General features: G+C 31.2%; 26 protein-coding genes and 3 pseudogenes. 23 read left to right on the top strand and 6 right to left on the bottom strand.

Annotated features, from left to right (window positions below):
* Window positions 1-38: 38 nt before the first annotated feature.
* The 3 genes and pseudogenes from proB to J418_RS17080 all read left to right on the top strand — a co-directional run.
* The gene (gene proB / locus J418_RS0109440) at window positions 39-863 is read left to right on the top strand and encodes a glutamate 5-kinase (protein WP_017895449.1); all 825 of its coding nucleotides are present in this window, start codon (window positions 39-41) and stop codon (window positions 861-863) included.
* A gap of 71 nt (window positions 864-934) precedes the next feature.
* Entirely contained in the window at window positions 935-1804 is an 870-nt protein-coding gene (locus tag J418_RS0109435; protein ID WP_017895448.1) for a DMT family transporter, read from the top strand.
* A 525-nt stretch (window positions 1805-2329) separates the two neighbouring features.
* Window positions 2330-2772 (top strand): annotated as a pseudogene (locus J418_RS17080) (IS66 family transposase); the annotation flags it as partial.
* Window positions 2773-3124: 352 nt separating this feature from the next.
* Here the strand turns inward: J418_RS17080 and J418_RS0109425 are convergent.
* On the bottom strand, window positions 3125-3652 hold the full coding sequence (locus tag J418_RS0109425; protein ID WP_017752554.1) for a DUF6143 family protein: 528 nt from the start codon (window positions 3650-3652) through the stop codon (window positions 3125-3127).
* Window positions 3653-3886: 234 nt separating this feature from the next.
* On the opposite strand from J418_RS0109425, the pseudogene J418_RS0109420 reads away from it, so the two are divergent.
* Together J418_RS0109420 and J418_RS16825 are read left to right on the top strand one after the other, a co-directional pair.
* Window positions 3887-4258 (top strand): annotated as a pseudogene (locus J418_RS0109420) (NAD(P)/FAD-dependent oxidoreductase); the annotation flags it as partial.
* 3 nt (window positions 4259-4261) lie between these two features.
* A pseudogene (locus tag J418_RS16825) lies at window positions 4262-4488 on the top strand (RidA family protein); the annotation flags it as partial.
* 558 nt (window positions 4489-5046) lie between these two features.
* Here J418_RS16825 and J418_RS0109410 read toward each other — a convergent pair.
* Window positions 5047-5229 (bottom strand): alpha/beta-type small acid-soluble spore protein, encoded by a 183-nt coding sequence (locus J418_RS0109410; RefSeq protein ID WP_017752556.1) that lies wholly within the window; start codon window positions 5227-5229, stop codon window positions 5047-5049.
* 644 nt (window positions 5230-5873) lie between these two features.
* Here J418_RS0109410 and J418_RS0109400 point away from each other — a divergent pair.
* On the top strand, window positions 5874-6116 hold the full coding sequence (locus J418_RS0109400; protein ID WP_017752557.1) for a PepSY domain-containing protein: 243 nt from the start codon (window positions 5874-5876) through the stop codon (window positions 6114-6116).
* A 118-nt stretch (window positions 6117-6234) separates the two neighbouring features.
* On the opposite strand, the gene J418_RS0109395 is transcribed toward J418_RS0109400, so the two are convergent.
* The gene (locus tag J418_RS0109395; protein ID WP_017895444.1) at window positions 6235-7197 is read right to left on the bottom strand and encodes a sensor domain-containing diguanylate cyclase; all 963 of its coding nucleotides are present in this window, start codon (window positions 7195-7197) and stop codon (window positions 6235-6237) included.
* Window positions 7198-7489: 292 nt separating this feature from the next.
* Between J418_RS0109395 and J418_RS0109390 the strand changes: the two genes are divergently transcribed.
* The 7 genes from J418_RS0109390 to J418_RS0109360 all read left to right on the top strand — a co-directional run bounded on the left by J418_RS0109390 (window position 7490) and on the right by J418_RS0109360 (window position 14206).
* Entirely contained in the window at window positions 7490-7795 is a 306-nt protein-coding gene (locus J418_RS0109390) for an encapsulin (RefSeq protein ID WP_335617646.1), read from the top strand.
* 198 nt (window positions 7796-7993) lie between these two features.
* Entirely contained in the window at window positions 7994-9649 is a 1656-nt protein-coding gene (locus J418_RS0109385) for a YfhO family protein (protein WP_017895442.1), read from the top strand.
* Window positions 9650-9669: 20 nt separating this feature from the next.
* Window positions 9670-10641 carry a glycosyltransferase family 2 protein gene (locus J418_RS0109380; RefSeq protein ID WP_017895441.1) on the top strand — a complete coding sequence of 324 codons (972 nt, stop codon included), beginning with the start codon at window positions 9670-9672 and terminating at the stop codon, window positions 10639-10641.
* Window positions 10642-11058 carry a GtrA family protein gene (locus J418_RS0109375; RefSeq protein WP_017752562.1) on the top strand — a complete coding sequence of 139 codons (417 nt, stop codon included), beginning with the start codon at window positions 10642-10644 and terminating at the stop codon, window positions 11056-11058.
* A gap of 21 nt (window positions 11059-11079) precedes the next feature.
* The gene (gene zupT / locus J418_RS0109370) at window positions 11080-11883 is read left to right on the top strand and encodes a zinc transporter ZupT (RefSeq protein WP_017752563.1); all 804 of its coding nucleotides are present in this window, start codon (window positions 11080-11082) and stop codon (window positions 11881-11883) included.
* A gap of 80 nt (window positions 11884-11963) precedes the next feature.
* On the top strand, window positions 11964-12806 hold the full coding sequence (locus tag J418_RS0109365) for an aldo/keto reductase (protein ID WP_017895440.1): 843 nt from the start codon (window positions 11964-11966) through the stop codon (window positions 12804-12806).
* 200 nt (window positions 12807-13006) lie between these two features.
* Entirely contained in the window at window positions 13007-14206 is a 1200-nt protein-coding gene (locus tag J418_RS0109360; RefSeq protein ID WP_017752565.1) for an FprA family A-type flavoprotein, read from the top strand.
* An 86-nt stretch (window positions 14207-14292) separates the two neighbouring features.
* On the opposite strand, the gene J418_RS0109355 is transcribed toward J418_RS0109360, so the two are convergent.
* Window positions 14293-14493: an alpha/beta-type small acid-soluble spore protein gene (locus tag J418_RS0109355; protein WP_017752566.1), complete on the bottom strand. Its 201-nt coding sequence runs from the start codon at window positions 14491-14493 to the stop codon at window positions 14293-14295.
* Window positions 14494-14697: 204 nt separating this feature from the next.
* Here J418_RS0109355 and J418_RS0109350 point away from each other — a divergent pair, with 204 nt between their 5' ends.
* Entirely contained in the window at window positions 14698-15024 is a 327-nt protein-coding gene (locus J418_RS0109350) for a FlxA-like family protein (protein ID WP_017895439.1), read from the top strand.
* A gap of 13 nt (window positions 15025-15037) precedes the next feature.
* On the opposite strand, the gene J418_RS0109345 is transcribed toward J418_RS0109350, so the two are convergent.
* Complete coding sequence (locus J418_RS0109345; protein WP_017752568.1) at window positions 15038-15676, bottom strand: HDIG domain-containing metalloprotein; 639 nt, start codon at window positions 15674-15676, stop codon at window positions 15038-15040.
* A gap of 144 nt (window positions 15677-15820) precedes the next feature.
* On the opposite strand from J418_RS0109345, the gene J418_RS0109340 reads away from it, so the two are divergent.
* The 8 genes from J418_RS0109340 to J418_RS0109305 all read left to right on the top strand — a co-directional run bounded on the left by J418_RS0109340 (window position 15821) and on the right by J418_RS0109305 (window position 24519).
* A complete protein-coding gene (locus J418_RS0109340; RefSeq protein WP_017895438.1) occupies window positions 15821-16453 on the top strand; it encodes a DedA family protein in 633 nt (210 codons plus the stop codon).
* A 343-nt stretch (window positions 16454-16796) separates the two neighbouring features.
* Complete coding sequence (gene hflX, locus J418_RS0109335) at window positions 16797-18056, top strand: GTPase HflX (RefSeq protein ID WP_017895437.1); 1260 nt, start codon at window positions 16797-16799, stop codon at window positions 18054-18056.
* Between the two features lie 88 nt (window positions 18057-18144).
* The gene (locus tag J418_RS0109330) at window positions 18145-19452 is read left to right on the top strand and encodes an alkaline phosphatase family protein (RefSeq protein ID WP_017895436.1); all 1308 of its coding nucleotides are present in this window, start codon (window positions 18145-18147) and stop codon (window positions 19450-19452) included.
* 237 nt (window positions 19453-19689) lie between these two features.
* The gene (locus J418_RS0109325) at window positions 19690-20784 is read left to right on the top strand and encodes a glycerol dehydrogenase (RefSeq protein WP_017895435.1); all 1095 of its coding nucleotides are present in this window, start codon (window positions 19690-19692) and stop codon (window positions 20782-20784) included.
* A gap of 173 nt (window positions 20785-20957) precedes the next feature.
* Window positions 20958-21335, top strand: coding sequence for a hypothetical protein (locus J418_RS0109320; protein WP_017752573.1), 378 nt, complete (start codon window positions 20958-20960; stop codon window positions 21333-21335).
* A 179-nt stretch (window positions 21336-21514) separates the two neighbouring features.
* The gene (locus J418_RS0109315) at window positions 21515-22054 is read left to right on the top strand and encodes a biotin transporter BioY (RefSeq protein WP_017752574.1); all 540 of its coding nucleotides are present in this window, start codon (window positions 21515-21517) and stop codon (window positions 22052-22054) included.
* Window positions 22050-23204, top strand: a complete 1155-nt coding sequence (locus J418_RS0109310; protein ID WP_026142640.1) for a thiolase family protein — start codon at window positions 22050-22052, stop codon at window positions 23202-23204. Before J418_RS0109315 ends, J418_RS0109310 begins: the two co-directional genes overlap by 5 nt.
* Window positions 23205-23208: 4 nt before the next feature.
* Window positions 23209-24519: an AMP-binding protein gene (locus J418_RS0109305; RefSeq protein ID WP_017895433.1), complete on the top strand. Its 1311-nt coding sequence runs from the start codon at window positions 23209-23211 to the stop codon at window positions 24517-24519.
* Window positions 24520-24580: 61 nt separating this feature from the next.
* Here the strand turns inward: J418_RS0109305 and J418_RS0109300 are convergent, their stop codons facing one another.
* Window positions 24581-25366 carry a CAP domain-containing protein gene (locus tag J418_RS0109300; protein ID WP_017752577.1) on the bottom strand — a complete coding sequence of 262 codons (786 nt, stop codon included), beginning with the start codon at window positions 25364-25366 and terminating at the stop codon, window positions 24581-24583.
* 307 nt (window positions 25367-25673) lie between these two features.
* On the opposite strand from J418_RS0109300, the gene J418_RS0109295 reads away from it, so the two are divergent.
* Complete coding sequence (locus J418_RS0109295; protein ID WP_017895432.1) at window positions 25674-26396, top strand: EcsC family protein; 723 nt, start codon at window positions 25674-25676, stop codon at window positions 26394-26396.
* The last annotated feature ends 124 nt before the right edge of the window (window positions 26397-26520 follow it).

The raw sequence follows: 26520 nt of genomic DNA, 5'->3' as shown, positions 1-26520 counted from the left end.
TTAGAAAAGAAGGAGTATTTTTAATTATACGATCATTTATGTATAGAGAAAGAATGGTGAATAATTTGAATTTGTATCAAAATAGAATTGTTGTTAAGGTTGGTACTTCTACACTGACAAATGAAATGGGAGAAAATAATTTGCGCTCTTTTGACCGACTTGCCTGTGTAATATCTGATATTCAAAACATGGGTTATGAGATTGTCTTAGTATCCTCCGGTGCGATTGCTGCAGGTAAAAATAAACTGAAAATGAAAACGTGTCCTACAAGTAAGCGTTTGAAGCAGGCTGCAGCTGCAGTTGGGCAATGCAGTATCATGTACCTATATGATAAATTTTTCCATGATTACGATAAAACAATAGCACAAATTCTGCTAAATGCTGAAGATATGGAAATCGAGGAGAAGAAGGAAAATCTAACAAATACATTTAATACCTTGCTTGAGATGGGTATTATCCCGGTTGTAAATGAAAATGATTCGGTTAGTTATACCGAAATTGAGTCTGAGGACAGGCTATTTGGTGATAATGATATGCTATCTGCTGTTGTTGCCATATTGTGCAGAGCACAAAAACTCGTCATTCTATCAGACATTGATGGTTTTTATGATAGTGATCCTCGCCTATATCCTAATGCAAAGTTAATAGAACGAATTACCACAATAGACGAGAAAGTACAATCCTTAGCTGGAGGAGCTGGCTCTCGGCGTGGTACAGGTGGTATGAAAACGAAGTTGCAAGCAGCAAAATTGGCAACTATACAGGGGATTGATACAATTATTACAAACGGTAAGAATCCATCTGTATTATACGAGATTGTAAAGGAAAGAAATGTTGGGACACTCTTTGTTGGAAGACATTAAGTTTCAGTGTGGTTTCTTTTACTTGCATATAAGATTTCATTAAACCTAACAGATTTTGAAGGAGAACAACTATGAAATATAAAATTCAGTTAATTTTATCTATGATTATTTTTGGAACTATTGGTTTAGTTGTTAGACATATAGAACTGTCTTCAAGTGAATTGGCGCTATTAAGTAGTGCAATTGGCTGTTTATTTCTGATTTGTGTTTTTTTGTCGGCTAAAAAAAGATTCCATTGGGATATGCTAAAAAATAATTTTATCCTATTATTTTTCTCTGGAGTTGCTTTAGGGGGAAATTGGATTTTTCTATATGCTTCTTACCAGTATACAACAGTTACAAATTCTACACTTGCTTATTATTTTGCACCGGTAATTGTTATATTTTGTTCACCAATTCTTCTTCATGAAAAACTATCTATTAAAAAAGGAATTTGTATTTTTATTTCACTGCTTGGTTTGGTTATGGTTGTAGGAAATGGTATGAGTAACATGGCATACAGTGATTTTATTGGAATTGTTTTAGGACTAATCGCAGCAATTTTTTATGCTTCACTTATGTTGATAAATAAATTTATCCATAATATGGATAAATTAGAATTAACAATTATACAGCTAGCAATTGTTGCCATATTACTTTTCTTTTATGTGTTTTTCAAAAATGGACTGTCCTTTTTTAGTATTTCAGCATCATCAATACCTTTCATTGCTATACTGGGCATCGTCAATACAGGAATTGGGTTTTGGTTATTCTTTTCTGGTATGGAAAAGCTCTCGGGGCAAAGTATAGCTATGCTAAGTTATGTTGATCCACTAGTAGCAGTTGCAATTTCAGGAATTGTTTTATGTGAGCAAATGACTACTATTCAAGTAATAGGTGGAATTTTACTTTTAGGATCTACGTTTATTAGTGAAGTTAGATTAGATGAGTTCCATAGTTAAATGAAATAATTTAAAAATAAATAAATTAATTGAAAAACAGATTTCTTAAATCTCTGATCATACAGAAAGGATGATAATAACTAATGAATAAAAATTTTCTTAATTTTGATTGCACTATTACAGATTCGTAAACGCCAAACCATGGGTACCTCGAAACTAATTTAAATTTTTGAGGTAATTTATATGAACTTAGAAAAACTACTAGTTTTTCTAAAGTAAATAATGAGCTTTTCTCGAACAAGTGGACACTCCAGAGTCAGAAATTCTCTCAATATCGCATAATTGCTATTGTTATTATTGAGTGCATTATTTTTCATAAAATCAACTATGATGCTATTAAAATCTTAAATTCCTTCCTTGCTTATTCACGTATTTTATACTCTTCCCGGTAGATTAATTCACATTCCCTAGATCTTGAAGGATTCTCTCTGTCTTTTTATTTTTTATCCAGTTTCCTAAGGTCTGATCATTCATTCCTAAATCTTTTGCTATACTTCGGAAAGGAAAAATCCAGGGGAACATCAGAGACAGAGACAACTAACTGAAAAACCTCTAGTTGAGGCTTTCTTTAAATGGCTAAAAAAGCGCAGGAATGAAGTCCTGCCCAAATCTAAAACAGGTAAGGGATTAACATACTGTCTTAACTAGAAGAAATATTTAAAAGTTTTTCTTGATGACGGTAATATTCTCGCTGATAATAATGCAGCAGAAGCCAGTATCAGAGAATTTTTTATTGGAAAGCACAACTGTGGAATCTAATCGATACGATTGACGGTGCTAAGGTCAGTGCAATAATTTACAGTATTGCAGAGACTGCTAAGTCTAATAACTTAAAATCATACAATTACTTTGAATTCCTTCTTACAGAAATTCCAAAGCACATGTAAGATACTGATCTTGATTTTCTGAAAGATTTTCTCTCGTGGTCTGAAAAACTTCCAATCAAATGTAAAAAGCAGAATAAGTAATTCAGTTTGCCGCCAAAAAGGCGGTTGTGTTTTCACACAGTACCTATGGTTTGGAGTTTACATTTGAGTTGATAAAATTATATGTGTTTGTGATAAAAAGAGTGCCAAAGGCAACTTTGACAACAGCGGCCTTGGAGTATTAAGTAACGCTGTAAGCTGCTATATAACTGAAGAATTAAACGGTGATTATTTATAAGTCGCTTGGTTCTTTTAACACTTATATTTAGTATTATTTTAGTGACAATTATCGGCAATGCTGCGAAGCACAGTACGATGGTACTGATGTCACTAAAATAAAATGAATGTCGCGGTTGAAATTGCGTTGGGCTCCAGTCTGAAAATCATTCGGGAATTATATGCAAGATTCCTCCCACCATCCAAATGCGATACGTCCAAGAATTTTTTCGTTGTTTGTTTCTGGTGGAAGACAGTTTATTAAAAAATTACCTCCAGGCCGGCAAATGAATTTCCCGTCTTCTTCCGACACAATAGTCGTTTCAGCAGGACAACGGCGTCCAAATATGATTGTTCCACCCGTAGGTTCCGCATCGACGTTTTCTGAATACAAAAACTTAATTCTCGGTTTCGGCAGAGGTCGGATTGCTGTGTTTGATGGGCTTTGCATATCCGTCAGCTTTGCCTTTCCTGATGCTGTTGTATTCAGCCAGACCTGAAAAGAAAATGGAATTTCAGTAACATTACTAACGGTAAAAACATTTACGAAAAGTAATACTCCGGAATCGCGGGGATTGAAAAGTCCGGCCCACGCATATCTGCCTTCGCCGAATTCTTCTCGGCTTAACCCAACGAAATACTTGCCCCGAAGGGATTGATATAAAGGCATTGGATAGGATGGTGGCTGACATGGATTAACGAACATAAATATCACCCTTTCTACTGTATTATATGAAAGATGTTTGGAAAAAGTGAAATCAAGTTTCCACTTTTGCTTTGAATTCAGAACTTTAATTTTTCTTCGTGCGATTTAATGTTTAAGGTACCACAGGTGTTAAGTCGTGGATTTTCAGAAAAAGAAAATAGTAGAATTAAAAGTAATTTACTAAAAGGCTGCAGCATAATAGAGTACAATTGTTTTTCGGATTTAATTTCATATAATAAGCATGGTTCTTTTGTATTTGGCGGTTCATCGGGTTATGAAGCTTTTAATAAAGATAATGGAACACCTACAACTTCAAGTATTACGGCATCATGTATATGCAGAGGAATAATGAAATACTTTCCCATGTTAAAGGATGTAAAAATTGTTCGTACCTGGGCAGGCTGGATTGATGAGTGTAAAGATCTCACACCAGTTATAAGTTTTGTAGATGAAGTACCCGATTTTATACTTGCATGTGCTTTTACTGGGCACGGATTTGGAATTTCGCCAACTGTTGGTATGCTTTTATCAGAAATGGTAGAAGGAAAAGAAACTACTCTTGATATAAATGCTTTCCGTTATGATAGATTTAAAGCAAAAATATAAAGAGGAACTACAGCTGTACAGCCGGATGGTACAGTTTATGGAGAAGGAAGTGCTTACAAGCAGACAAAATACATTCTTGAAAAATTGGTAAAGCTTATTCAAAAATTTTTCATGATATCAAACCTCTTTGTACAATTGTTGGAACTCCTATGCTCAACCGTCATACACAATTAATAGAGATAGAGATGGATGCAATAGTTGGGTCTAATCTAAGATCAAGTGTAAACTAAAAAAGATAGCATATTAGCTATCTTTTTTATCTGATAATAGACATGAGAATAATTAAAAATTAAATATAGGAAAAAGGAAATGTTACTAACTGAAATGTAAAAAATAACAGGTTTTAAAATTCTACTAGTTGTACCATTGCTTGGAATGTGTGTGTATATATATATATTATTAGGACTTTCTAATATTTCAAAAATTGTGGGATTTACATGGATGGGATTAGGTATAGTATATCTTGTTGTAAGATGTAGAATATCAGAAGACTTCAATAAAAATATCTCAAATATTACTTTTAAAAAGGCATCCTAAATGTTTTCTATATTTTTATTTTATTAATTCTATAAGTCTATTCCTTTATGTTTACACTTTTATACTAATATTAGCTGATTGATTGGAGGTATTAAGATGTTGATGGTTGAGTTTTGAAAGCAAAAGTTGGAAAATATAAACAGTAAATTTAAGAGAATCATTTTCATTGAATTACAATATAAAATATTTTTGAATACAAGGAATAAAATTAAAAATCACACAAGAGATGAGCTTGTGTGATACAAAAGTAACTATTTTAACTTTTTTTCATAGCTTTCAACCATTTTTTTTACCATCTGGCCGCCTATAGAAAAAACTTGATGTGAGGAATCCTGATTTTTATTATTTTTAGCTAATTCTTCTGCAGCTTCGATTTTCAATTTTTCAAGACCTTGTCGAGCTTCGGGCACTAATATTCTATTTTTTCTAGACAAAATAATCATCTCCTTTCGATTATTTTATGTATTTAAAATAATCATATACAAGAGCTGTAAAGGAATAGTTATCAAATAAAATAAAAAAAGCCAGGAGTGAAATCCTGGCATAGCAATGGTTATAGGAGAACTATGATTATTAAAACACTGGAGATTGATCATCCCCAGTATAAAGGTAACTATCAATATACTTCAGCATAATATTTAAGTTTGAGTAAACATTGAATATTAATAGATTCAATATATTAATAACCTTATATGAAATAGAATGTACAGAAATTAGATATATTATACTGGAAACTTTATATATTATATAAAAAACACTAGGAGGAGAATATTGGAAATATGTAAAACAAATATGTGGAAAAATATTTATAAAATTTATAGAATTAGAATTATTATGCATGTAAGGAATTGAAATTATGAAAGAGTTAACTTAACTAGAGAGATTAAAGCTATCTTTGAAATATAGTAATTTGGAGAAATATAAGGTGTAATTAAAAAGAGAATAGATAAAATTGAAAATAAGGTAGATATTAAAACAAAGAAAGTGAACATGTTTTAGAATAATATATAAAATTCACTAATATTCTTTACTTGAATATAATAATAAGGCGAATAATAAAATGAAAGATGAGTGAATAATGTTATTTCCTTTTTATAATTTATGGGATAATTACTGGAGACAGTATCGTATTAATGCTGAAACAGCTATACAAACTGCATTACAAAGGGTGCCAGGGCAAGTAATAAGAGTTGAAGTGGACACTGAAGATGGTTTATTAGTTTACGAAATTTACATTAGAACTACTAGTGGGATAATATATGAAGTTACAATAGATGCTAATACTGGAGAGATACTTGAAGTAGATAGGCAAAATGATTAATTTGAGAGCCCTTACCAGGGCTCATTTTAATCCAAAACAAAACCAATGATACTTGTGTCATGACTTTTACTCCCAACGGTGAACGTATCACTAGTATTATAATTTAGTTAGCAATATTTTATGACATAACTCGATTGCCTCCAGCGTGTTTACCCTTGTATAGAGCCTTGTCCACCCTCATAAACCAGCTATCTAAAGATTCACCGCATTTCCATTCTGCAGCTCCAATGCTTATTGTTATTTTAAGGTCAGGTCGTATTTGAATTCCTTCTACTTTTAAACGTAAATTGTCTGCCTCCATTACTGCATCATTAATAGATGTATCTGGCATTAATACGATAAATTCATCTCCACCCAATCTAAAAGTTATATCTCTATTTCTTAAAAAAGAAGTCATAATTTCAGCAAAATTCTTAAGCACCTCATCACCGATTTGATGTCCAAAGGTATCATTGATTTTCTTAAAGTGATCTATATCCAATAAAAGTGCTGTAATAGTCTTTTGGTTGAAGTTTGCCTTTTTAATTTCTTTAGATGCTTTTATATCGAGGTAAGTACGATTATATAAGCCTGTTAGCTGATCAGTGATACTTAAGTGCAATAAATTTAAATAAGACTCAATTAAGTTTCGCATTTTTTCCATAAAATCTTTCATATCCTGTGAAAAGTTATTTTCCTTGTCATCAAGCATACAAATTGTTCCAAAAAAATCTCCATTAGGCAATCTGATTGGAAATCCTAAATAACACACCATATTGTATTTCATATCAGGATTATTTCGCCACTTATCCGATTTTGATGCATTGGGTACTAGCAGCATTTTACCTTTTTTGATAACTGTTTCGCAATAAAGTCCCGAGTCTATGAGATTTTCCTTGTTTCCCAATTTATAAGGATTATTTTTAGTATTGCTGGCTATAAATACTTCAATTTCTCCGTTCTGTACTCTCATGATAAGAGCTGCACGGACTCTTGCAATACGGGCTATGAGATCCACTATACTCTGCCATTCTTTAATCAGGTTATCTGGAATATCAATATGATAAGTTTTAGTTGACTCTGTATCATCATTATTATTCATTGCTTTAACCACCTTTATATAATTAGAAAAGTTAAATTATAAAATTGGTAAACCTATTTAAAATGAAAAATTATTTACATCTCTGATTTTATATTTTGAATATTATAGAAGTACTTTTATATATAATTATACTACATACCTGACAAACTACATTCATTTTTCCAAAATTTAGCTTTGGCTTTTTTGCGCTATAGGTATTACGGCGTAATTGAATACATCTTCTATAATTATTTGATTATATCATGTTATTAAAAAATGTATAAGTTATCTGCTGCATTTAATTTTTAATCACATGCGATATAATAGCTGTAACAAAGAAAAACATATGATACATATGCAGCGTATACAACCAGGAGCGAGAGTGCTTGAAAGTGATAGAATTAGTAAGATGCTGGATAAAAACGTATTTACCAGTCATGTACTTGGTACAAACCAAGGAGCACTTTTGTGTACTGAACCGAATTATATAGATATTGTAATAGGACAGGATATAGAAACGGCATATATTGAACTCAAGAATTTAAATCATGTTTTAAGAATTTTGGAAACAGTATTTTTAAAAATTAAAAACAGGAAATCAATAGTAGTTTTTGAATGATTCAGTTTGTACATCCAAGAGGTGAATTTGCAATATAATTCACTTCTTTTTAATGGCTTAAATTTATTAATAAAGTTCTTTGTAAAGTTTTTAAATGAATTTGTAGCATAATGTCGAATATGTTGACAGTAGAAATTGCTAAGAATATAATTACTTTGTGTAAATTTTTTGTTAAAAAATACTTTATAGGAGTTTCTTATGAAAGATAAAAATAAAATATACAATTCGCTGGTGATTAATACAAGCATTGCAATATTTTTTATAATTTTAAGTGTAGTATCTTTATATTTTTCTCACATTTATAATTTTAGAATGGTTACCGGCGACGATTACCAATTTCATGCAGTTAGGATAGAAGGATTATATGAAGCTTTAAGAAGTCATGTCTATTTCCCTAGAATAAACATGACATTCATGCATTCAATGGGCTATGCCACAAGCATATTTTATTCTGATGTATATTTGTATTTTCCTGCAGTTTTAAGATTATTAGGATTTTCATTAGCTGAATCCTATGTGATTTTCCTTGTTTTCGTTAATTTTTTAACTTTTGTTATATCGTATTTTTCTATGATGAATATTGAGAAAAAGATAAGTAAAAGCTTGATATTTTCACTGCTTTATACACTATCTTTTTATCGCCTTTTTGATTTAACTGGCAGGGCGGCTTTAGGAGAAACTTTAGCTATGTCATTTCTTCCTTTGGCTTTTATGGGGTTATATCATATTCTCTATAAAAATAAGAATAAATGGTATTTCATGACAATAGGAATTTCGTTGATTATTTATGCTCATATGCTGTCAACAATCATGTTTGGACTTGCTGTTTTTGTTTTTTTGCTTATTAATATTAAAAAACTTTACTATGATAGGGAACGATTGAAGTGCTTTATCAAATCAGTTTTAGTAATAATACTCTTAGTTGCATTTAGTCTTGTCCCTATTTTAGAGCAGATGCATTCTCAAAAATTTGTGGTAACAATATTAGTTTTTCATGTGTCGAAATATGCCAAAAACTTAGGGGGACTAGTTACTGATTCACTGTCAAATACACCTTTAACTTCTAACCTGGGTGTTGTATTATTGATATTTTTAATTATTTATTTATTTTCAATTAGGAAACTAAAAAATAGAAGCACTAGAGACATATTTATTGTTGGATTAATATTTTTATTGTTGACAACTAGTTTATTTCCCTGGAAAATAGCTGAAAGGACATTTTTGCATACCATACAATTTCCATGGAGATTTATTTCAATTGTTACATTATGCTTGTGCTGGATTATTGCAGAGGATAGTTTGAAGCTTTTAAAAAGTAAAAGAATAACCAGTGTATTACTATTTCTGGTTATTTTACTTTCTGTATCATATTCTATAAATTGTTCTGAACGCTCACGTAAAGTTTTTAAATATACCCAGCTCGACCATATAAATACCGACTATATTGGAGGAGCCGAGTACTTGCCAGAAAAAGCACATTACACAACTTTGAAGAATACAAAACTGGATTTACTATACAATAAAAAAGATATAGACATAAAAAATTATACTAAAAATAGAGATACGATTATTTTTGATTTTAAAACAACTAATCGTCAAAGTGTTACACTTCCATTAATATATTATAAAGGGTATGTTTCACAACTGACAGGAAGAGGAACAGTTAGTGAACCATTTTTAAATAGAGGACAAGAGGCAGGATTAATTTCTGTAATTGTAAAAGGCGAAGGAAGGGTAAAGGTTTATTATAGAGAAACTGTTCTGCAAGCAGCATCAAAATATGTATCTTTAGCTAGCTGGATTATATTTTTGTTCTATCTTCTAGTTATAAGAAAGAAAACTGATTCAAATTAAAAATATATAAGGAGTATAAAATGAAACAACAGGATAGTATATCTATTGTAGTGCCATGTTATAACGAGGAAGAGGCAATTCCAATATTTTATGGTGAAATAGTAAAAAAACTGAATACAATACCCAATATAGATTATGAAATTATATATATAAATGATGGTAGCAGAGATAAGTCTGCAAAGGAAATGAAACAGTTGGCAATTCAAGATGATCGTGTCAAATATATTTTATTATCAAGAAATTTTGGTAAGGAAGCAGCTATGTATGCTGGACTTAAGGAAAGTAAAGGAGATTATATTGCAATTATGGATGTGGATTTACAAGATCCACCTGTTTTGTTAAAGGAAATGTATGAAACTTTAAAGAGTGGATATTATGATTCTGTAGCTACCAGGCGTGTTACAAGGAAAGGTGAACCACCTATTAGAAGTTTGTTTGCACGATTATATTATAAATTGATTAATAAACTATCAAAAACTCAAATAGTAGATGGTGCTAGAGATTTTAGACTAATGAAGAGACAAATGGTTGATGCTGTACTGTCTATTACAGAATATAACCGTTTTACCAAAGGTATTTTTAGCTGGGTTGGTTTTGAAACAAAATGGCTGGAATATGAAAATATTGAACGTGTAGCTGGAGAAACTAAATGGTCTTTTTGGAAATTGTTTTTGTATTCTATTGAGAGCATAGTGGCTTTTTCAACTGCTCCATTAGCATTGGCTTCTGTTTTAGGTATTATTTTATTTGGCATTGCTATTGTTTTTATTGTATTGATTATTGTTAGAACTTTATATTTTGGAGATTCCACCAGTGGATGGCCGTCGTTGGTCTGTGTAATTCTCTTGACAAGTGGAATTCAGTTATTATGTATAGGGGTTATTGGTGAGTATTTAGCCAAGACATATTTAGAAGCGAAGCATAGACCTCTTTATATAATAAAGGAAAAGAATACAGATCAAAAGAAAAATTCTGAAGCGGAGAATAGCTAGATGAATAGATTAAAAAATATAGTTGATATTAAAACGCTTAAATTTCTAATAGTTGGTATAATCAACACTTTAGTTGGTACATTTATTATGTTCAGCTTTTATAATTTATTAGGATTGAACTACTGGATTTCATCATCAGCAAATTATATATTGGCTAGTATATTAAGCTATATTCTCAATAAATACTGGACATTTCAGAATAGAGAAAAGTCAGTTAAGATAGTGGTTAAATTTATTGTTAACATTTTGGTATGCTATTTAATCTCATATGGAGTTGCAAAACCGTTAGTTAGGAGTTTTTTAAGTGCAGCGGGTACTAAAATACAAGATAATGTATCTATGTTTGTAGGCATGATATTATTTACTTCACTCAACTATTTTGGACAAAGATTTTTTGCTTTTAAGGAGCAGGATTAGTGGACGTTTCGGAGGTTTGATATGAATAATTTGATTATGGCATTTTTATTAACTCTTTTTGCGGGCCTATCTACGGGAATTGGCAGTACCTTAGCTTTTTTTACTAGAAAAACCAATACAAGGTTTTTAGCAGTAAGTCTCGGATTTTCTGCAGGTGTAATGATATATGTATCTATGATTGAAATATTCTTTAAAGCTAAAGATTCCCTTATAGGTGAATTGGGAATTAAAATGGGTTCATGGGTTACTGTATTTTCATTTTTTGCAGGTATGATTTTAATCGCAATAATTGATAAAATTATTCCGAGCTATGAAAATCCTCATGAACTTCGTAAAATAGAAGATATAGATGAAAATAAAAATAATCCTGACATTAATTTATTGAGAATGGGAACATTTACAGCATTGGCCATAGCAATTCATAATTTTCCAGAAGGATTGGCTACCTTTACTGCAGCACTGAAGGAACCAACAATAGCTATCCCAATTGGAGTTGCCATAGCAATTCACAATATACCTGAAGGAATAGCAGTGTCTGTACCAGTATATTTTGCTACAGGAAACAGAAAAAAAGCATTTATATATTCCTTTCTATCTGGATTGTCGGAACCATTAGGCGCACTTATTGGCTATCTGATATTAATGCCTTTCATAAGTGATTTAACATTTGGCATACTCTTTGCAGCAGTGGCTGGCATAATGGTATTTATATCCATAGATGAATTACTTCCATCTGCTCAAAAATATGGAGAACACCATCTATCTATATATGGATTAATGGTTGGGATGGCAGTTATGGCTGTAAGTTTATTGTTGTTTATTTAACTATTTTAATTAGTGACTTTTCCTATTAAAAGAAGTATAATATCTGTAAAATTATGATAAAAACAGGGAGAGTGTTTACTATGCAGGATAAAGTTATGGAAATAGAATTAAATGATGGACTTAGAGTACCTTCTATTGGTTTCGGAACCTATAAGTTAAATGGTATGGATGGAGCAAATGCCATAAAAGAGGCAATTGACATTGGATATAGATTAATTGATTCTGCATTCAACTATGAAAATGAGGGAGCAGTAGGTCAAGCTGTTAAACAGAGTCCTGTATCGCGAGATGAACTTTTAATCACTTCAAAATTGCCAGGACGTCATCATTCATATAAAGAGGCAATTGTAACTGTTCAGGAGTCACTTTTTAGAGCGGGACTTGATTATTATGATTTATACCTGATTCACTGGCCAAATCCAAGGGTTGATTTGTATGTTGAAGCATGGCAGGCTTTGATAGAGTCAAAAAAGAGAGGTTTCATAAGATCAATAGGGGTCTGTAACTTCCTGCCTGAACATATAGAAAGGTTAATAAAGGAAACAGGTGTGACACCAAGTATAAACCAGATAGAGCTTCATCCATATTTTAATCAGGAAAAACAGCGTAAATGGAATAAAGAACATAATATTGTAACACAATCATGGAGTCCCCTTGGAAGAGCTAACAGTATACTTAAGGAGGAAAGAATTGGTGAAATAGCCAAAGTGCATAAGAAGACAATTTCACAAATTATTTTACGCTGGCACATACAGCTTGGAGCAATTCCGATTCCAAAGGCAACTTCAAAGCAGCACCAGAGTGACAATTTAAATATATTTGATTTTGAATTGTCTGATGTAGAAATGAAAAATATTTGTAAACTGACATGTAAGTCAGGAAGAACTAATAATCAGGATCCAGCTGTATATGAAGAGTTTTAATTGTTTGAGATAAGTGTAATTTATTTTAAAATTATGTATAATATATATATACGATAAAATGTCCGTACATTAAGCAAACATTTTGTATTTGTTTGAAAAAATGCGGACACAAATTTAAAATTTTATTTGCTCAATATGTGTTAAAATAATAACATGATTTAAATTTATAACTTATAATAACTAGTAGGAGGATTAAATATATGTATTGTGTTAGAAAAGTAGATGAAGATCTTTATTGGGTCGGAGGAAATGACCATCGCCTTGCTTTATTTGAAAATATGCATCCACTTCCAAAAGGCATTTCCTATAATTCTTATATACTTTTAGATGAGAAAACTGTACTTTTTGATACAGCAGATTGGGCGATTTGCCGTCAGTTCCTTGAAAATATCAAGGCAGTTTTAAATGGCAGAACTTTAGATTATATGGTAATAAATCATGTGGAACCAGATCATGCTGCATCTCTTGAAGAGATTATGCTTCGTTATCCGGGTGTAAAGATTATATGTACTAAAAAGGCTGCTGTGTTTATGAAACAGTTTGGATTTCATATAGATGGAAAAGTTATAGAAGTCAAAGAGGGCGATACTAAGTCATTTGGAAAACATAATGTTGAATTTATAACTGCTCCAATGGTACATTGGCCTGAAGTCATGGTTACATATGATACTACAAATGGTGTATTATTTTCCGCTGATGCATTTGGTTCCTTTGGTGCATTAGATGGCAAACTATTTAATGATGAAGTAAATTTTGACCGTGACTGGATTGCAGATGCTAGAAGGTATTATACAAACATTGTAGGCAAGTATGGACCTAATGTACAAGCCCTTTTAAAGAAAGCAAGTAAATTGGATATTAAAACTATTTGTCCACTTCATGGATTGGTATGGCGCAATAATTTGGGATATTATCTTGAAAAGTATGACAAGTGGAGTAGTTATGAACCAGAAGAAAAAGGTGTAATGATAGTTTATGGATCAATGTATGGTAATACAGAATCTGCTGCCAACAATTTGGCAACGAGATTAGTGGAAAAGGGAATGAATAATGTAGTCATGTATGATGTTTCCAAAACTCATCTATCCCATTTGATTGCGGAAACATTTAGATACAGTCATGTAGTTCTTGCTTGTGTAACCTATAATATGAAGATTTATCCTCCAATGCTCAGTTATATAATGGACATGAAGGCATTAAATCTTCAAAATCGTACTATTGCTATTTTAGAAAATGGTTCATGGGCACCTCAATCAGGTAAACTCATGCGTGAACTTGTAGGTGAAATGAAGAATATGACTATTTTAGATAAGGAAGTGTCAATACGTTCCAGTATGAAAGAAAGCGATATTAATTTAATGAATGAACTTTCAGATAATATCATAAATTCAATGAAGTAGTTTAGAAAAGTTAAAAAAATTAGTTATAAAAAAGAAGCTTTTTCAAAATTTTATTTTGAAAAAGCTTCTTTTTATATTTTTTTATATTACTTTAATCCCTGTTCATAGGCCTGAACCATTTTCTTTACCATCTGTCCGCCGACGGATCCAGCTTCTCTTGAAGTCAAATCTCCATTATATCCTTGTTTTAAATTTACTCCAACCTCTGAAGCAGATTCCATTTTGAATTGGTTTAATTTTTCCTTAGCCTCAGGTATTACTAATTTGTTACTATTGTTATATGACATAATACACACTCCTTTTTATAGTATGTTTTACTACTTACAATTAAAGCTTGTGCAATATAGAAAAGAGTATGCCAGGTAATTAGAGGAATATATATATAATTATTTGGTTATTTGGTATAAAGAGTTTAATAATTATAATTTTAAGAAAATATTAAGATAGATATATTAAAATAATTATAAATAATTTTAATGGAGGTGTTTAAAGTGAGTATTTCTTCAACTTCTTCTGTGTCTATGTCTACTATAGGAGTATCATTAAATATCAGTGATACAGGTCAACTTGAAAAACAAGCAACATCTATACAACAACAAATACAGCAGGAAAATTCCAGTAAGGATGATGAAAAAACAAAGAAGGCTAAAATTCAACAGTTAGAAACTCAACTGGAAAATATTAAATCTCAAATTCAGCAAAAACAATCTCAAAATATAAATGAGGTTCTTGGAGCTTCAGGAGAAGAATTAAAAAACGATAATAATAGTAAAAAAGCTGATTCTAATAATATAAATATAATTGATGAATTTGCATAAGTATACCTTCAATTTATTTTAAATTGGAGGTATACTTTTTACATTTTTGGAGAAATTTTTGAATATTTTTTCTTTCTTCCAATCTGTTTGAATTTAATCTTCCCATTCGGTCACATAAACCAAGCAGGGCAATTTCACGAATATCTGTATTGTATTTCATTCCCTCTATGTCAGCAAAAGGAAGATTGTTTGCTACAAAGAGTATTTGCATATGATATCTTATGAGATTATAGACATTACAAATAAAATACTTATCTTCTTTGAAAAATAATAAAAATTCTTTTGCAAGCTCAGCTCCAATTTTATCATGATTGTATGACGTTATTCTGCCATTTGTTTTCTTTGTTGTAGAAGGTTTTCCTATATCGTGAAGAAATGCCGACCACATGAATACTTTTTTATCTTTACTCTTTGATTTTATTTTACCGGCTTCATCTACAACAAGAAGAGTATGATTCCATACGTTTCCTTCTGGATGATATTTTTTTGATTGTTCAGTAATTTTTAATTTGTACAGCATATCAAAAGGATATTCACGGAATATTGAACAATTATATATTTTATTTAAATAATTTGAGGGAATGGAATCTTGGAGTATATGTTTTTCAATACTTGTATATAATTTACAAAGTTCTGCCATTTTTATATGCATAGGATCACCTCTAAAAATAGTATTTTAATCACAGAAATATTTATACATATTTATAGCTCTAACTAATTTATCACTTTACAATATTCAGAAAATGTGTTATATTCACAATAATTAAATTTAAAATCTAATTTACCGGAGGAAGATATGGAACAAATTATTTTAAACGTCATTGAACAGTTTGGCTACATTGGCATCTGTTTGCTCATTGCTGTTGAAAATATTTTTCCACCCATACCATCAGAAGTAATTCTAACTTTTGGTGGATTTATGACAACATTTAGCAGTATGAATATATGGTTGGTTATTTTAGTAGCTACTATTGGATCAGTAATAGGTGCTCTTGTGCTATATGCAATTGGAAGATTTTTAAGTACGGAAAGACTTGAAAAATTAGTACAAGGAAAATTTGGAAAAGTAATGCACTTGAAGAGTGAGGACATCCAAAAAGCTGAAAAATGGTTTGAAGAACATGGAAATAAGGCAGTATTTTTCTGTAGATTTGTTCCAATTGTGCGCAGTCTCATATCCATACCTGCTGGAATTACAAAGATGAAATTGAGTTCGTTTTTGATTTTAACAATTTCGGGAACTTTTATTTGGAACGTGGTACTTGTTTATTTGGGAAGATTTGCAGGGAATGCCTGGGAAACAATTGCTTCCTATGTGGACATCTATTCGATAATAGCAGCTGTATTTTTTATTTTAATTGCCTTGATACTTGGAGCTGTTTTCATAAAAAAGAGATTTATTGCGAATAATAGTGAAGAAATAAATTAATTGATTTACTATTATATATATGATATTATATAACTGATTTTAATTAGAATGGAGGGTTACTGGAAAATGCGCATTAAATTTCGATTTTACACTTTATGTGACTAATTTAATAGTGTTTATAGCTCTGCTGACCTGCGGGGTAATCGGAATTTTTATGTATATTTTTAAGATAACCTTATTATAGATATGTTTATAAGTATATAAAAATGCATTTTAAGAATGGTAGTCTGTTATTTTATAGTATATAAGAGCAGGTGTGTTTTATAATGTATTTTCCGTTTATTACATGCACAGGCAGCAGACCTGTGCTTTTTTTATTTTAATAAAAATGGAGGTATATGTGATGGAAGATAGAGAAAAGGCTATAATTGCCGGAGTTGAATTAAGCAACCAGGATGATTTTGAAAACCTGATGGAGGAATTGTATAATCTAGCTGATGCATGTAATATTGAAGTTATTGATAGAATAACTCAAAGATTGGATAAAATAAATTCTTCTCAATATTTTGGAAAGGGAAAGGTGGAGGAATTACAGAAACTTGTTGATGAAAAAAATGTGGATATGGTTATTTTTGATGATGAACTTACACCTTCCCAAATTCGAAATTTGGAAAAAGCTATAGATTGCAAGATAATAGATCGAACTTCTGTAATTTTGGATATCTTTGCAAAGAGAGCAAGGACAAGAGAAGCACAGCTTCAAGTTGAAATTGCAAAATTACAGTATATGCTGCCCCGACTAATTGGATTTGGTGAATCCATGGATCGTCAGGGAGGGGGATCAGGTTTATATAATAGGGGATCAGGAGAGACAAAATTAGAGCTTGATCGTAGAAAGATAGAAGATAGAATTAGTAAACTTGATAAAGAACTGGAAACACTTGTGACTCAAAGGCAGAATCAAAGAAAGAGACGTAAAAAAGAAGGTATACCTGTAATTTCCCTGGTGGGATATACCAACGCAGGAAAATCGACCATTATGAACTTATTTATAGATTTATTCAATCCATCAATGGAAAAGAAGGTATTTGAAAAAAATATGCTATTTGCCACTCTGGAGACTTCTGTAAGAAGAATTGACCTGCCTGACAATAAGGCATTTTTGTTAACTGATACGGTAGGTTTTATCAGTAAATTACCACATTATCTCATAAAAGCCTTTCGTTCAACTCTGGAAGAAGTTTCAGAAGCCGACATGCTTGTTCACGTAGTGGATTATTCAAATGTTAATTATGAAAAACAAATAGCTGTTACAAAAAATACGCTAAAAGAACTGGGTGCGGAAAATATTCCAGTTATCTATTGTTACAACAAAATAGATCTTAAGGATTCTGAAATTCCGGAACAAAGTGAAGGAAAAAAATATATATCTGCCAGGAAAAAGCAGGGAATGGATAAACTTATCGATGCAATTATCAAAAAAGTTTTTGGGGAGTATGTTAATTGTAATATGCTAATTCCATACGATAGAGGAGATATAGTATCATATTTAAATGATAATGCAAATATAAAATCAACAGATTATAAAAATGAGGGTATATCAATAGCAGTAGAATGCAGTAAAGTCGACTATGAAAAATACAAAAAGTATGCAACGCAATAATTAAATAAAATGTATTAGGTATTAGTCTCTATCATTAGGGACTAATATTTATATAAGAAGATACTTTATAGATAAATGGGGGGTTTATATGTCAAGAATGACAAAATATCTATATGTAATATCATTTGATGGTCTTTCCAGTCTGGATTTTGAATATATATCATCTCTGCCAAATTTTAAAAGGTTCCTTGCAGAAGCCTCGTATTGTAAAAATGTATATAGTGTATATCCAAGTCTTACATATCCTGCTCATACCACCATTGTTACAGGAAAATATCCTAGAAATCATGGAATAGTAAATAATACATTACTTCAACCCTATAGAAAATCTCCAGATTGGTACTGGAGTAGAAAATATATAAAAGGAGATACTATTTATGATCTTGCAATAAAAAAAGGAATGAAAGTAGCTGCATTTTTATGGCCAGTTACAGCAAACTCAAAAATACAGTACAATGTTCCCGAAATATTTCCAAACAGATTTTGGCAGAATCAACTTATAGTATCTTTTTTAAATGGAAGTCCCTTATTTCAATATGAGATAAATAAAAAATTTGGCTATATTAGAAATGGTATAAGTCACCCTGAACTTGATGATTTTATTCATAGATCATTTTTATATACTATAGAAACTAAAAGACCTGATATAACTTTTGTACATTATTCAGAACTGGATGCAATGAGACACTGTCATGGGTTTTATTCAACACAGGCGAAGAGTTCATTAAAAAGGCACGACAAGAGATTAGGTGAAATAATAGAAACTTTGAAGGAAAATCATATGTATGAAGACAGTACAATAATAGCCCTTGGAGATCACAGCAGTTTTGATGAAGATAAAATAATAGATTTAAATGTGATGTTAAAAAATACAGGTTATATTCATACGGATAAAAAAGGCAATATAAAAAGATATAGGGCATTTGTGAAAAATTGTGATGGATGTGCATATGTTTATTTAAAACACAGCACTGACAAAGAACTTAAAAATGGAATATACTCCCTGATAAGTAACTTTAACAGAAATACCAATTGCATTGAAAAAATATATAACAGTGATATTGCAACAAAGTTTGGTGCAGATCCTAAATGTACATTTATGCTTGAAGCAAAGAGAGGATTTTATTTTTTAGATGGTACAGAAGGAGATGTAATAAAGAAGGTTATTCCGGAACAAGTTAACAGAATGCGTAATATTACAAAGGCCACACATGGTTATTCACCTTATAAGAAAGATTATACTACTGTTTTTATGGCAGGAGGGAAGGGAATTAGGAAAAATGCAATTGTTGATAAGATGAATTTAATTGATGAAGCTCCAACCATGGCAAAATTGCTGGGAATTAAACTAAAGAATGTGGACGGTAGAGTTATAGATGAATTTATGTTAGAATAACATGTTAAATTATTGATAAGATGAATTATTGTTAATAATTTAATAACTACAAAAATTTTAAAAAATGACATAAAATGTTTTAAACGTTACAAACTTATACATTAAACGATAAATATTAAAAGATATTTCCTATTCTATTGATACTTTATAATAAATATGTTACTATTTATTTGATAATAAAATAACAACAGGTTTTATTTAAGAATATTTTTAGAATGAGAAAGGAAGTTTTATAATATGGCAATATTGAAGTTATTGAGAGCTCCATTAAAATATTTACAGGGTAGAGGCGCACTATTAAATTTTTATGAGGAAACAAAGGATTTAGGTTCTTCATATCTTTTTATCTGCAGTAAAAGTGGATATAAATATTGTCACGAAAAAATCGAGAAAAGTTTTGAAGGTTCTGATTGCAAATTACATTTTGAAGTTTTTGGTGGAGTAAGTTCTAAAAGTGAAATCCAAAAAATGAGAAAAATAGTCCAGGATGAAGGTATTCAGGTAGTTGTAGGTATTGGCGGAGGATCTGCTATTGATACTGCAAAGGCTACTGCTCATTATGAAAAGCTTCCAGTAGCTATTGTTCCTACAGTTACTGCTACAGATGCACCTTGTACTGGATTATCTGTTATTTACAATGATGATGAAACTTTTGATACATATTTATTTTATCCGAAAAATCCAGAAGCTGTTATTGTAGACAGTGAAATTATTGCAAATGCTCCTACTAAATTCCTTGTAGCAGGTATGGGGGATGCTCTTGGAACTTATTTTGAGGCCAGAGCTTGTAAAAGAAGTGATTCTCCAAGTCTTGAAAATGGAGGAATTTCATTGTCCGCTATGGCATTGTGTGAATTATGTTATAAAACTTTGCTGGAAAATGGATATCAGGCAAAATTGTCCTGTGAAAATCATTTAATAACACCAGCATTGGAAGCTATTATTGAAGCTAATGTATATTTAAGTGGTGTAGGTGCAGATAACGGTGGTCTTGCCGTTTCACATTCAGTATACAATGGCTTTACAGCATTGAAAGAATGTGAATCGACTATGCATGGTTCTATAGTTGCGTTTGGTACTATTGCTCAGCTTATTTTAGAAAATGCACCAAAAGAAGAAATTAAAAAGGTAATGGATTTCTGCTACAGTGTGGGTCTTCCTGTTACTCTAAAAGAAATTGGTATAACAGATGTGCAAAGAGTTCATATAGCTGCTGAAAATGCTTGTGTACCAGGTGAAACAGCGCATAACTTGGTAGGAGATGTAACTCCAGATCAATTATATGACGCTTTACTTACAGCTGATTTATTAGGACAAGAGTATTTTAAATAAATTGTTTAATATATAAACTCTCATCTATTTGTCATGATTCCTGACGCGAGGTGGGAGTTTTTATTTTGTGATATGTTATAAAATGTTAACAATATTGACACTTAAATGAAATAAACATCTATTATTATAAATGTATAATAAGTCTATTAAGGGCAGAATGGAGACAATTTATCATGAAAATCAAAAGCAAGGACAATGTAAAAAAATCAAAACAGGGTTCCATTTCAATACTTTTATATGTGGCTGCTGTTGTTGTAGCGCTTATAGGAGTCGCACTATTAGTTAATAATGTTTTATTATTTAAAAATACTGTAGCACAATATGTAGGACAGGGATATTCAGCAGCTACAGTTCAAAAACAATTGATACCATCTCAACTTCTTCCGGGTATATTTGAACCTGTTGGATTATATGGAGGAATTGCAGTTTGTTTATTGGCTGCAGGAATATTAAACAAAAAAGTTTCAAAGTGTTTGGAAGCTTTAACTAAAGATAAATGTGAGGAAAGCACTGAACAGACTGATAATATTGAAGAACCAAGTAAATCTTGATGAAATATAAATTATAACTTATCGATATTTAATTGATAAGTTTTTTTATATTCATATTGTCAACTATATAAAAATATAGAGTTGACAATATAGCACATTTAATATATTATTTTAGACGGGAGGAAGTCATAGTATGGACAAGAATATTTATAATTACGTATGAAGAGAGGAAGATTAAATTGTATAAAAAATTAAGTATACGAGATATGATCTATTCAGCATTATTTGCAGCACTTACAGCAATTTTAAGCTATATTACAATTCCATTGCCGTTTACACCGATTCCTATAACAGCTCAATCTTTAGCAGTAATGATTGCAGGCTGTGTTCTCACACCAATACAGGCAGGGTTGAGCATGATTATATTTTTATTTATGGGATGCATAGGTATACCTGTATTTTCAGCAGGAAGAGCTGGAATTGGAATTGTAGTTGGCAAATCAGGAGGCTATCTAATTGGATATTTTGCAGGTGCAGTTATAATAAGTCTTCTAACACGCAGAAAGAAATCCTTGATGAATATGTTCTTAGCCTGTGTGCTTGGTGGTATAGTAGTAGTTCATTTTATGGGAACCGCATGGCTTGGGTTCATAACAAAAATTGGAATAAAAAATGCTTTTATAGTTGGATCTCTTCCATTTTTACCCGGAGATATCATAAAATCTATAGCAGCTGTATTTATTTCAGCAAGATTAAACAAGGTGGTGAAACGGCATTAAGGTTTATATAATTGGAGGATTAAGAACTCCTATAGGCAAAACTAATGGATGTTTGAAGAATATCCTTCCTGAAAAGATGGCATCATATTTGATTAAAGAACTTATACATAGATATAGTATTCCTGAAAATTCAGTAGAAGAAGTTATTCTTGGAAATGCAATTGGTCCTGGAGGAAACCTCGCAAGATTGAGTTTGCTCGATGCGGGGCTTGGCTTTGAAGTTTGTGGAACAACCTTAGATTTTCAATGTGGTTCTGGATTAAAATCCATAAATATGGCTGCAAGTATGATAAAATCAGGACTAAGGGATATCATTATAGCTGGTGGCTCTGAAAGTACAAGCCTTGCACCTAACAAGCAATATAATCCAATGGATAAAAGATACAGCGGAAAAGATGTATTTTTTAAAAGAGCTCAATTTTCTCCATATTCTATTGGGGACCCTGATATGATAGAAGGTGCGGAAAATACGGCAAAATACTGTAATATTTCAAGAGAGGATATGGATGTCTGGGCATTGGAAAGTCATATAAAAGCTGCAAAAGCCAGAAGTGAAAAAAAGTTGAAAAACATAATTTTTGGTTTAAAAACTGAGGAAGGTATAGTTTTGGAAGATGAGAATATAAGGAAAAAACCTTCATTAAAACTTATGAAAAGAGCTATCCCTATTTTAGGCAAGCAGGGTACAATAACTGCAGCAAATGCCTGCAGCACTAACGATGGTGCGGCCCTTGTACTTATGGCATCTGAAAAAGCTGTAAAAAAGTATAATCTTCACCCTGAAGTCATGTGGATGGCGGGAGATAGTTCAGGTGTTGATCCAAACCTTTTTCCTCTTGGAGCCATTGCGGCTTCACAAAAATTATTGCAGTCTAGAAATTTAAATATAAATCAGGTGGATCTAGTAGAAATAAACGAAGCATTTTCGGTAAAAGTGCTGGCATTTTTGAAATACTTTAATTGCCAAAAAGAAAAAGTTAATATATATGGGGGAGCCCTGGCATATGGTCATCCTTATGGAGCTTCAGGCGCTATAATAATGCTCCACCTTATGGAAGCATTAAAAAATCAAAATAAAAAAATAGGGCTAACAACATTAGGGGTGGCAGGTGGATTGGGGGAAGCTGCCATTATAGAAAGGTGTAATTGATAAAATGTTGATTTTTTCAGGAATATATAAAAATGCAAAACAAAATCCACATAAAATATGTATGTCTTTTGGAAATAATAGAATTGTTTATAGAGAATTTGTACATTGTATTGATCAAAGAGCAGAATACTTGGCAATTAGGTATAGTAAATGTGAAAAAGTTATAATAAAAAATATAAATCCAATAAATACTATAATTAATTTTTTGGCATGTTCACGAGCTGGATTGGCGGCTGTTCCTATAAATTTCAAAATAACTCAATCAAAGATGGATTCAATAGTTAGGAAAATAAATCCATGCTGTATAATAGATGATAAATTTATTTTTGAAACTCAATTAGTAGGTCAGGAAGGTAGATTACCCTTAATTGAAGATTCTGATATTTTTCTTGGTGCACTAAGCTCTGGAACTACAGGTCATAATAAAGTCATATGGAGAGATCACAAAAGTTGGACCAGTGCATTTAAATATCAAAATCAGGTATTTCACATAAGCTGTAGGGATATACTGTTTTTAGTAGGATCACTTTCCTATACTGCAAATCTCAATAGTGCAATGCATATTTTAAATGAAGGTGGAAGCATAGTATTTTCCAGCAGTATTTATCCTGGAACATGGATACGGGAAATCTGTAAAAATAATGTTACAAGTATATTTATGGTGCCTGCTCACTATAGAATATTGTTGAAGGAACTTAAAACAGAACTTAGAAATGTAAAGTCAATATTAAGTGCGGGTGATAAAATTGACAGTGACACTGTCAATATGCTAAAGAGTAAATTCCCTGATGCATATGTCTGTGAATACTATGGTGCCAGTGAATTGGGACATGTAGCATTTAGAAATAATAAAAATGTAAATAGTGTGGGAAAGGCATTTCCACAAGTAAAATTATGGATACAGGATGATGTAGTATGGGTGGAAAGTCCATATATAGCTCCAGATTTCAGACCTAGGGCTACAGTTGAAGATATAGGAAAAATTGATAGTAAAGGGAATTTATATATTTTAGGTAGAAAAAATAACACTATAAATAAAGGCGGTATAAAAATACTACCATATAATATAGAAAAGATATTGGATAATAATCCTAAAATATTAAAATCAGTGGTATTTGGAATAAAGGATTCTTTAAAAGGCGAGGAAATATGTGCTGCAATTGTACCCAAAACCAATAATATAACTGTAAAAGAAATAAGAGAATATTGTAGGATCAATTTTGAATCATATCTTCAACCTAAAAAGATAAAAATAGTTCAGCATTTAAAATTGAACTCAAGTGGAAAAATTGATTACAGAAATTTGATGAAATAGTATATAAATAATAAAAGCTGAGAATATAATATTTATTCTCAGCTTTCCAATATAAGTATTATTATTTTCCAGGATTTATAAACATTTGGACCCAATAAGGTGTTCCATTTTTATCCTTTGCAACTCCAACTCCAATTTCAGTAAAATTGGAATTTAATATATTTGCTCTATGACCTGAAGAATTCATCCATCCATTCATTACTTCAGCAGGAGTTTTCTGCCCATAGGCAATATTTTCACCAGCTGTAGTATATTTAATGCCGAATTTAGTCATCATATCGAAAGGTGAACCATATGTAGGTGAATTGTGGTCGAAATAGTTTTTATCAATCATATCCTGGGCTTTAGTTGCAGCTACTTTAGACAGTTCAGCATTTGCTTTGAGTGGAGCTAGTCCATTCTTGCTTCTTTCTACATTTACCAGTCTTATTACTTCATTTGCTTCTGCACTTATAGAAGATGAAGCTTGTTCATTATCCTTATTTGTGTTTGCTGGTGTTTGAGTATTGTTTTGAGTATTAGTGGATTGTTTGTTGTTTACTGATGATTCGTTAGGTGTTTTAGCTTTATTTGAAGTTGTAATTTTTTTATTAACGGTATTGCAGTTTTTTAGTTGAGGATATTTTTTTATAATATCCTGTAATAAAGATTGTTGAGTTTTTGAAGTGGTACAAGTTGAATCGCTGCAGTTTTGTGTAGTGCAGTTCTGTGTGTTGCAATTTGAAGTAGTACAATTAGTTGCATTGTTGCAATTAATTCCAGCCGCCTTTGCCATAGTAGGTGCAGATGTTGTTAAAGCCCCTATTACCGCTGCTGCTGCAACTATTGATTTAATTCTTTTATTCATAAAATGTATCCCCCTAAAATTTTGTTTAAGTTTTTTATTTTTAAAACTTATTTAGAGTATAAATAAGAAATGTGAACAAACTGTACCTATTGTGTAAAGTAGGTAGAAACATTAATGAAAATATTCAGAACATTATGGTATGTGAGGTTAATCATTGAATAGTAATATAAATATGTATATAAATTTACAAATTTATGGCATAATATGATTAACAAGGAATTATAGTTTCTCAAATGTATAAATGTTATTGCATTTTTAGGAGATAATATAAAATGTCATTTAATAAATAATTATGTGGGGAGATTGTATGAGTTTATATGAAGATAAGGTATTTAAAGAATTGTCAAACTGGCAGAAGAAGATGAAAAAAAAGCCCAGTCTTACTAATGGACTTACGAAAAATATTCAAAAGAAGATAAATGGCATTATTCCTGAAAAGATTAATATTATGATTACTAAATCAATAAAAATTATGGTAAGGACTGTAATATTCGGATTTAAATATATTTCAAAAGAGAACTTGGATAATTCTAAATTGGATCTAGAAGCAAGAGAGAATTTAATTAGAAGAAAAATTGAGATCTACAAAAAAACTGCCATGCTAAGTGGTGCAGGGACTGGTGCTGGTGGGCTTATTCTTGGAGTGGCGGATTTTCCCATATTTTTGAGTCTGAAGATAAAATTTTTATTCGATGCAGCAGGTATATATGGTTTTGACCTGAAAGATTATAAAGAACGTTTGTATATTCTATATGTATTTCAAATAGCTTTTTCAAGTGACAAGAGAAGAAATAAAGTTTATGAAATTATATCTGATTGGGATAATTATTCTGAATCCCTTCCATTAAACGGAGATAATTTTGATTGGAGAACTTTTCAAGAAGAATACAGGGATTATATTGATATTGCAAAGATGCTGCAATTGGTACCTGGAATAGGAGCACCAGTAGGTGCATACGCCAACTATAAGTTGATGGGAAAGCTTGGCTATACAGCTATGAATGCTTATAGGCTTAGAATTTTAAAATAAAACTTGGAAGTGAGGTTATATAATATTGGATGTCACATCAAAAACTTATAAAATTATCATAGGAATAATAGAATTATTTTTAGGAGTGCCATTTATAGACCAGCTAGTAAAAGTCAATAGAAAT

It is taken from the genome of Clostridium tyrobutyricum DSM 2637 = ATCC 25755 = JCM 11008 (assembly GCF_000359585.1).
GTDB lineage: Bacteria > Bacillota > Clostridia > Clostridiales > Clostridiaceae > Clostridium_B > Clostridium_B tyrobutyricum.
This window is presented reverse-complemented; position numbering and strand designations above follow the sequence as displayed.

Excerpts from the sequence above, each read along its gene's own strand:
- proB (WP_017895449.1), top strand. The coding sequence starts at position 39 with ATGTATAGAGAAAGAATGGTGAATAATTTGAATTTGTATCAAAATAGA.
- J418_RS0109435 (WP_017895448.1), top strand. The coding sequence starts at position 935 with ATGAAATATAAAATTCAGTTAATTTTATCTATGATTATTTTTGGAACT.
- J418_RS0109425 (WP_017752554.1), bottom strand. The coding sequence starts at position 3,652 with ATGTTCGTTAATCCATGTCAGCCACCATCCTATCCAATGCCTTTATAT.
- J418_RS0109400 (WP_017752557.1), top strand. The coding sequence starts at position 5,874 with ATGTTATTTCCTTTTTATAATTTATGGGATAATTACTGGAGACAGTAT.
- J418_RS0109395 (WP_017895444.1), bottom strand. The coding sequence starts at position 7,197 with ATGAATAATAATGATGATACAGAGTCAACTAAAACTTATCATATTGAT.
- J418_RS0109390 (WP_335617646.1), top strand. The coding sequence starts at position 7,490 with ATGCGATATAATAGCTGTAACAAAGAAAAACATATGATACATATGCAG.
- J418_RS0109385 (WP_017895442.1), top strand. The coding sequence starts at position 7,994 with ATGAAAGATAAAAATAAAATATACAATTCGCTGGTGATTAATACAAGC.
- J418_RS0109380 (WP_017895441.1), top strand. The coding sequence starts at position 9,670 with ATGAAACAACAGGATAGTATATCTATTGTAGTGCCATGTTATAACGAG.
- J418_RS0109375 (WP_017752562.1), top strand. The coding sequence starts at position 10,642 with ATGAATAGATTAAAAAATATAGTTGATATTAAAACGCTTAAATTTCTA.
- zupT (WP_017752563.1), top strand. The coding sequence starts at position 11,080 with ATGAATAATTTGATTATGGCATTTTTATTAACTCTTTTTGCGGGCCTA.
- J418_RS0109365 (WP_017895440.1), top strand. The coding sequence starts at position 11,964 with ATGCAGGATAAAGTTATGGAAATAGAATTAAATGATGGACTTAGAGTA.
- J418_RS0109360 (WP_017752565.1), top strand. The coding sequence starts at position 13,007 with ATGTATTGTGTTAGAAAAGTAGATGAAGATCTTTATTGGGTCGGAGGA.
- J418_RS0109355 (WP_017752566.1), bottom strand. The coding sequence starts at position 14,493 with ATGTCATATAACAATAGTAACAAATTAGTAATACCTGAGGCTAAGGAA.
- J418_RS0109345 (WP_017752568.1), bottom strand. The coding sequence starts at position 15,676 with ATGCATATAAAAATGGCAGAACTTTGTAAATTATATACAAGTATTGAA.
- J418_RS0109340 (WP_017895438.1), top strand. The coding sequence starts at position 15,821 with ATGGAACAAATTATTTTAAACGTCATTGAACAGTTTGGCTACATTGGC.
- hflX (WP_017895437.1), top strand. The coding sequence starts at position 16,797 with ATGGAAGATAGAGAAAAGGCTATAATTGCCGGAGTTGAATTAAGCAAC.
- J418_RS0109330 (WP_017895436.1), top strand. The coding sequence starts at position 18,145 with ATGTCAAGAATGACAAAATATCTATATGTAATATCATTTGATGGTCTT.
- J418_RS0109325 (WP_017895435.1), top strand. The coding sequence starts at position 19,690 with ATGGCAATATTGAAGTTATTGAGAGCTCCATTAAAATATTTACAGGGT.
- J418_RS0109320 (WP_017752573.1), top strand. The coding sequence starts at position 20,958 with ATGAAAATCAAAAGCAAGGACAATGTAAAAAAATCAAAACAGGGTTCC.
- J418_RS0109305 (WP_017895433.1), top strand. The coding sequence starts at position 23,209 with ATGTTGATTTTTTCAGGAATATATAAAAATGCAAAACAAAATCCACAT.
- J418_RS0109300 (WP_017752577.1), bottom strand. The coding sequence starts at position 25,366 with ATGAATAAAAGAATTAAATCAATAGTTGCAGCAGCAGCGGTAATAGGG.
- J418_RS0109295 (WP_017895432.1), top strand. The coding sequence starts at position 25,674 with ATGAGTTTATATGAAGATAAGGTATTTAAAGAATTGTCAAACTGGCAG.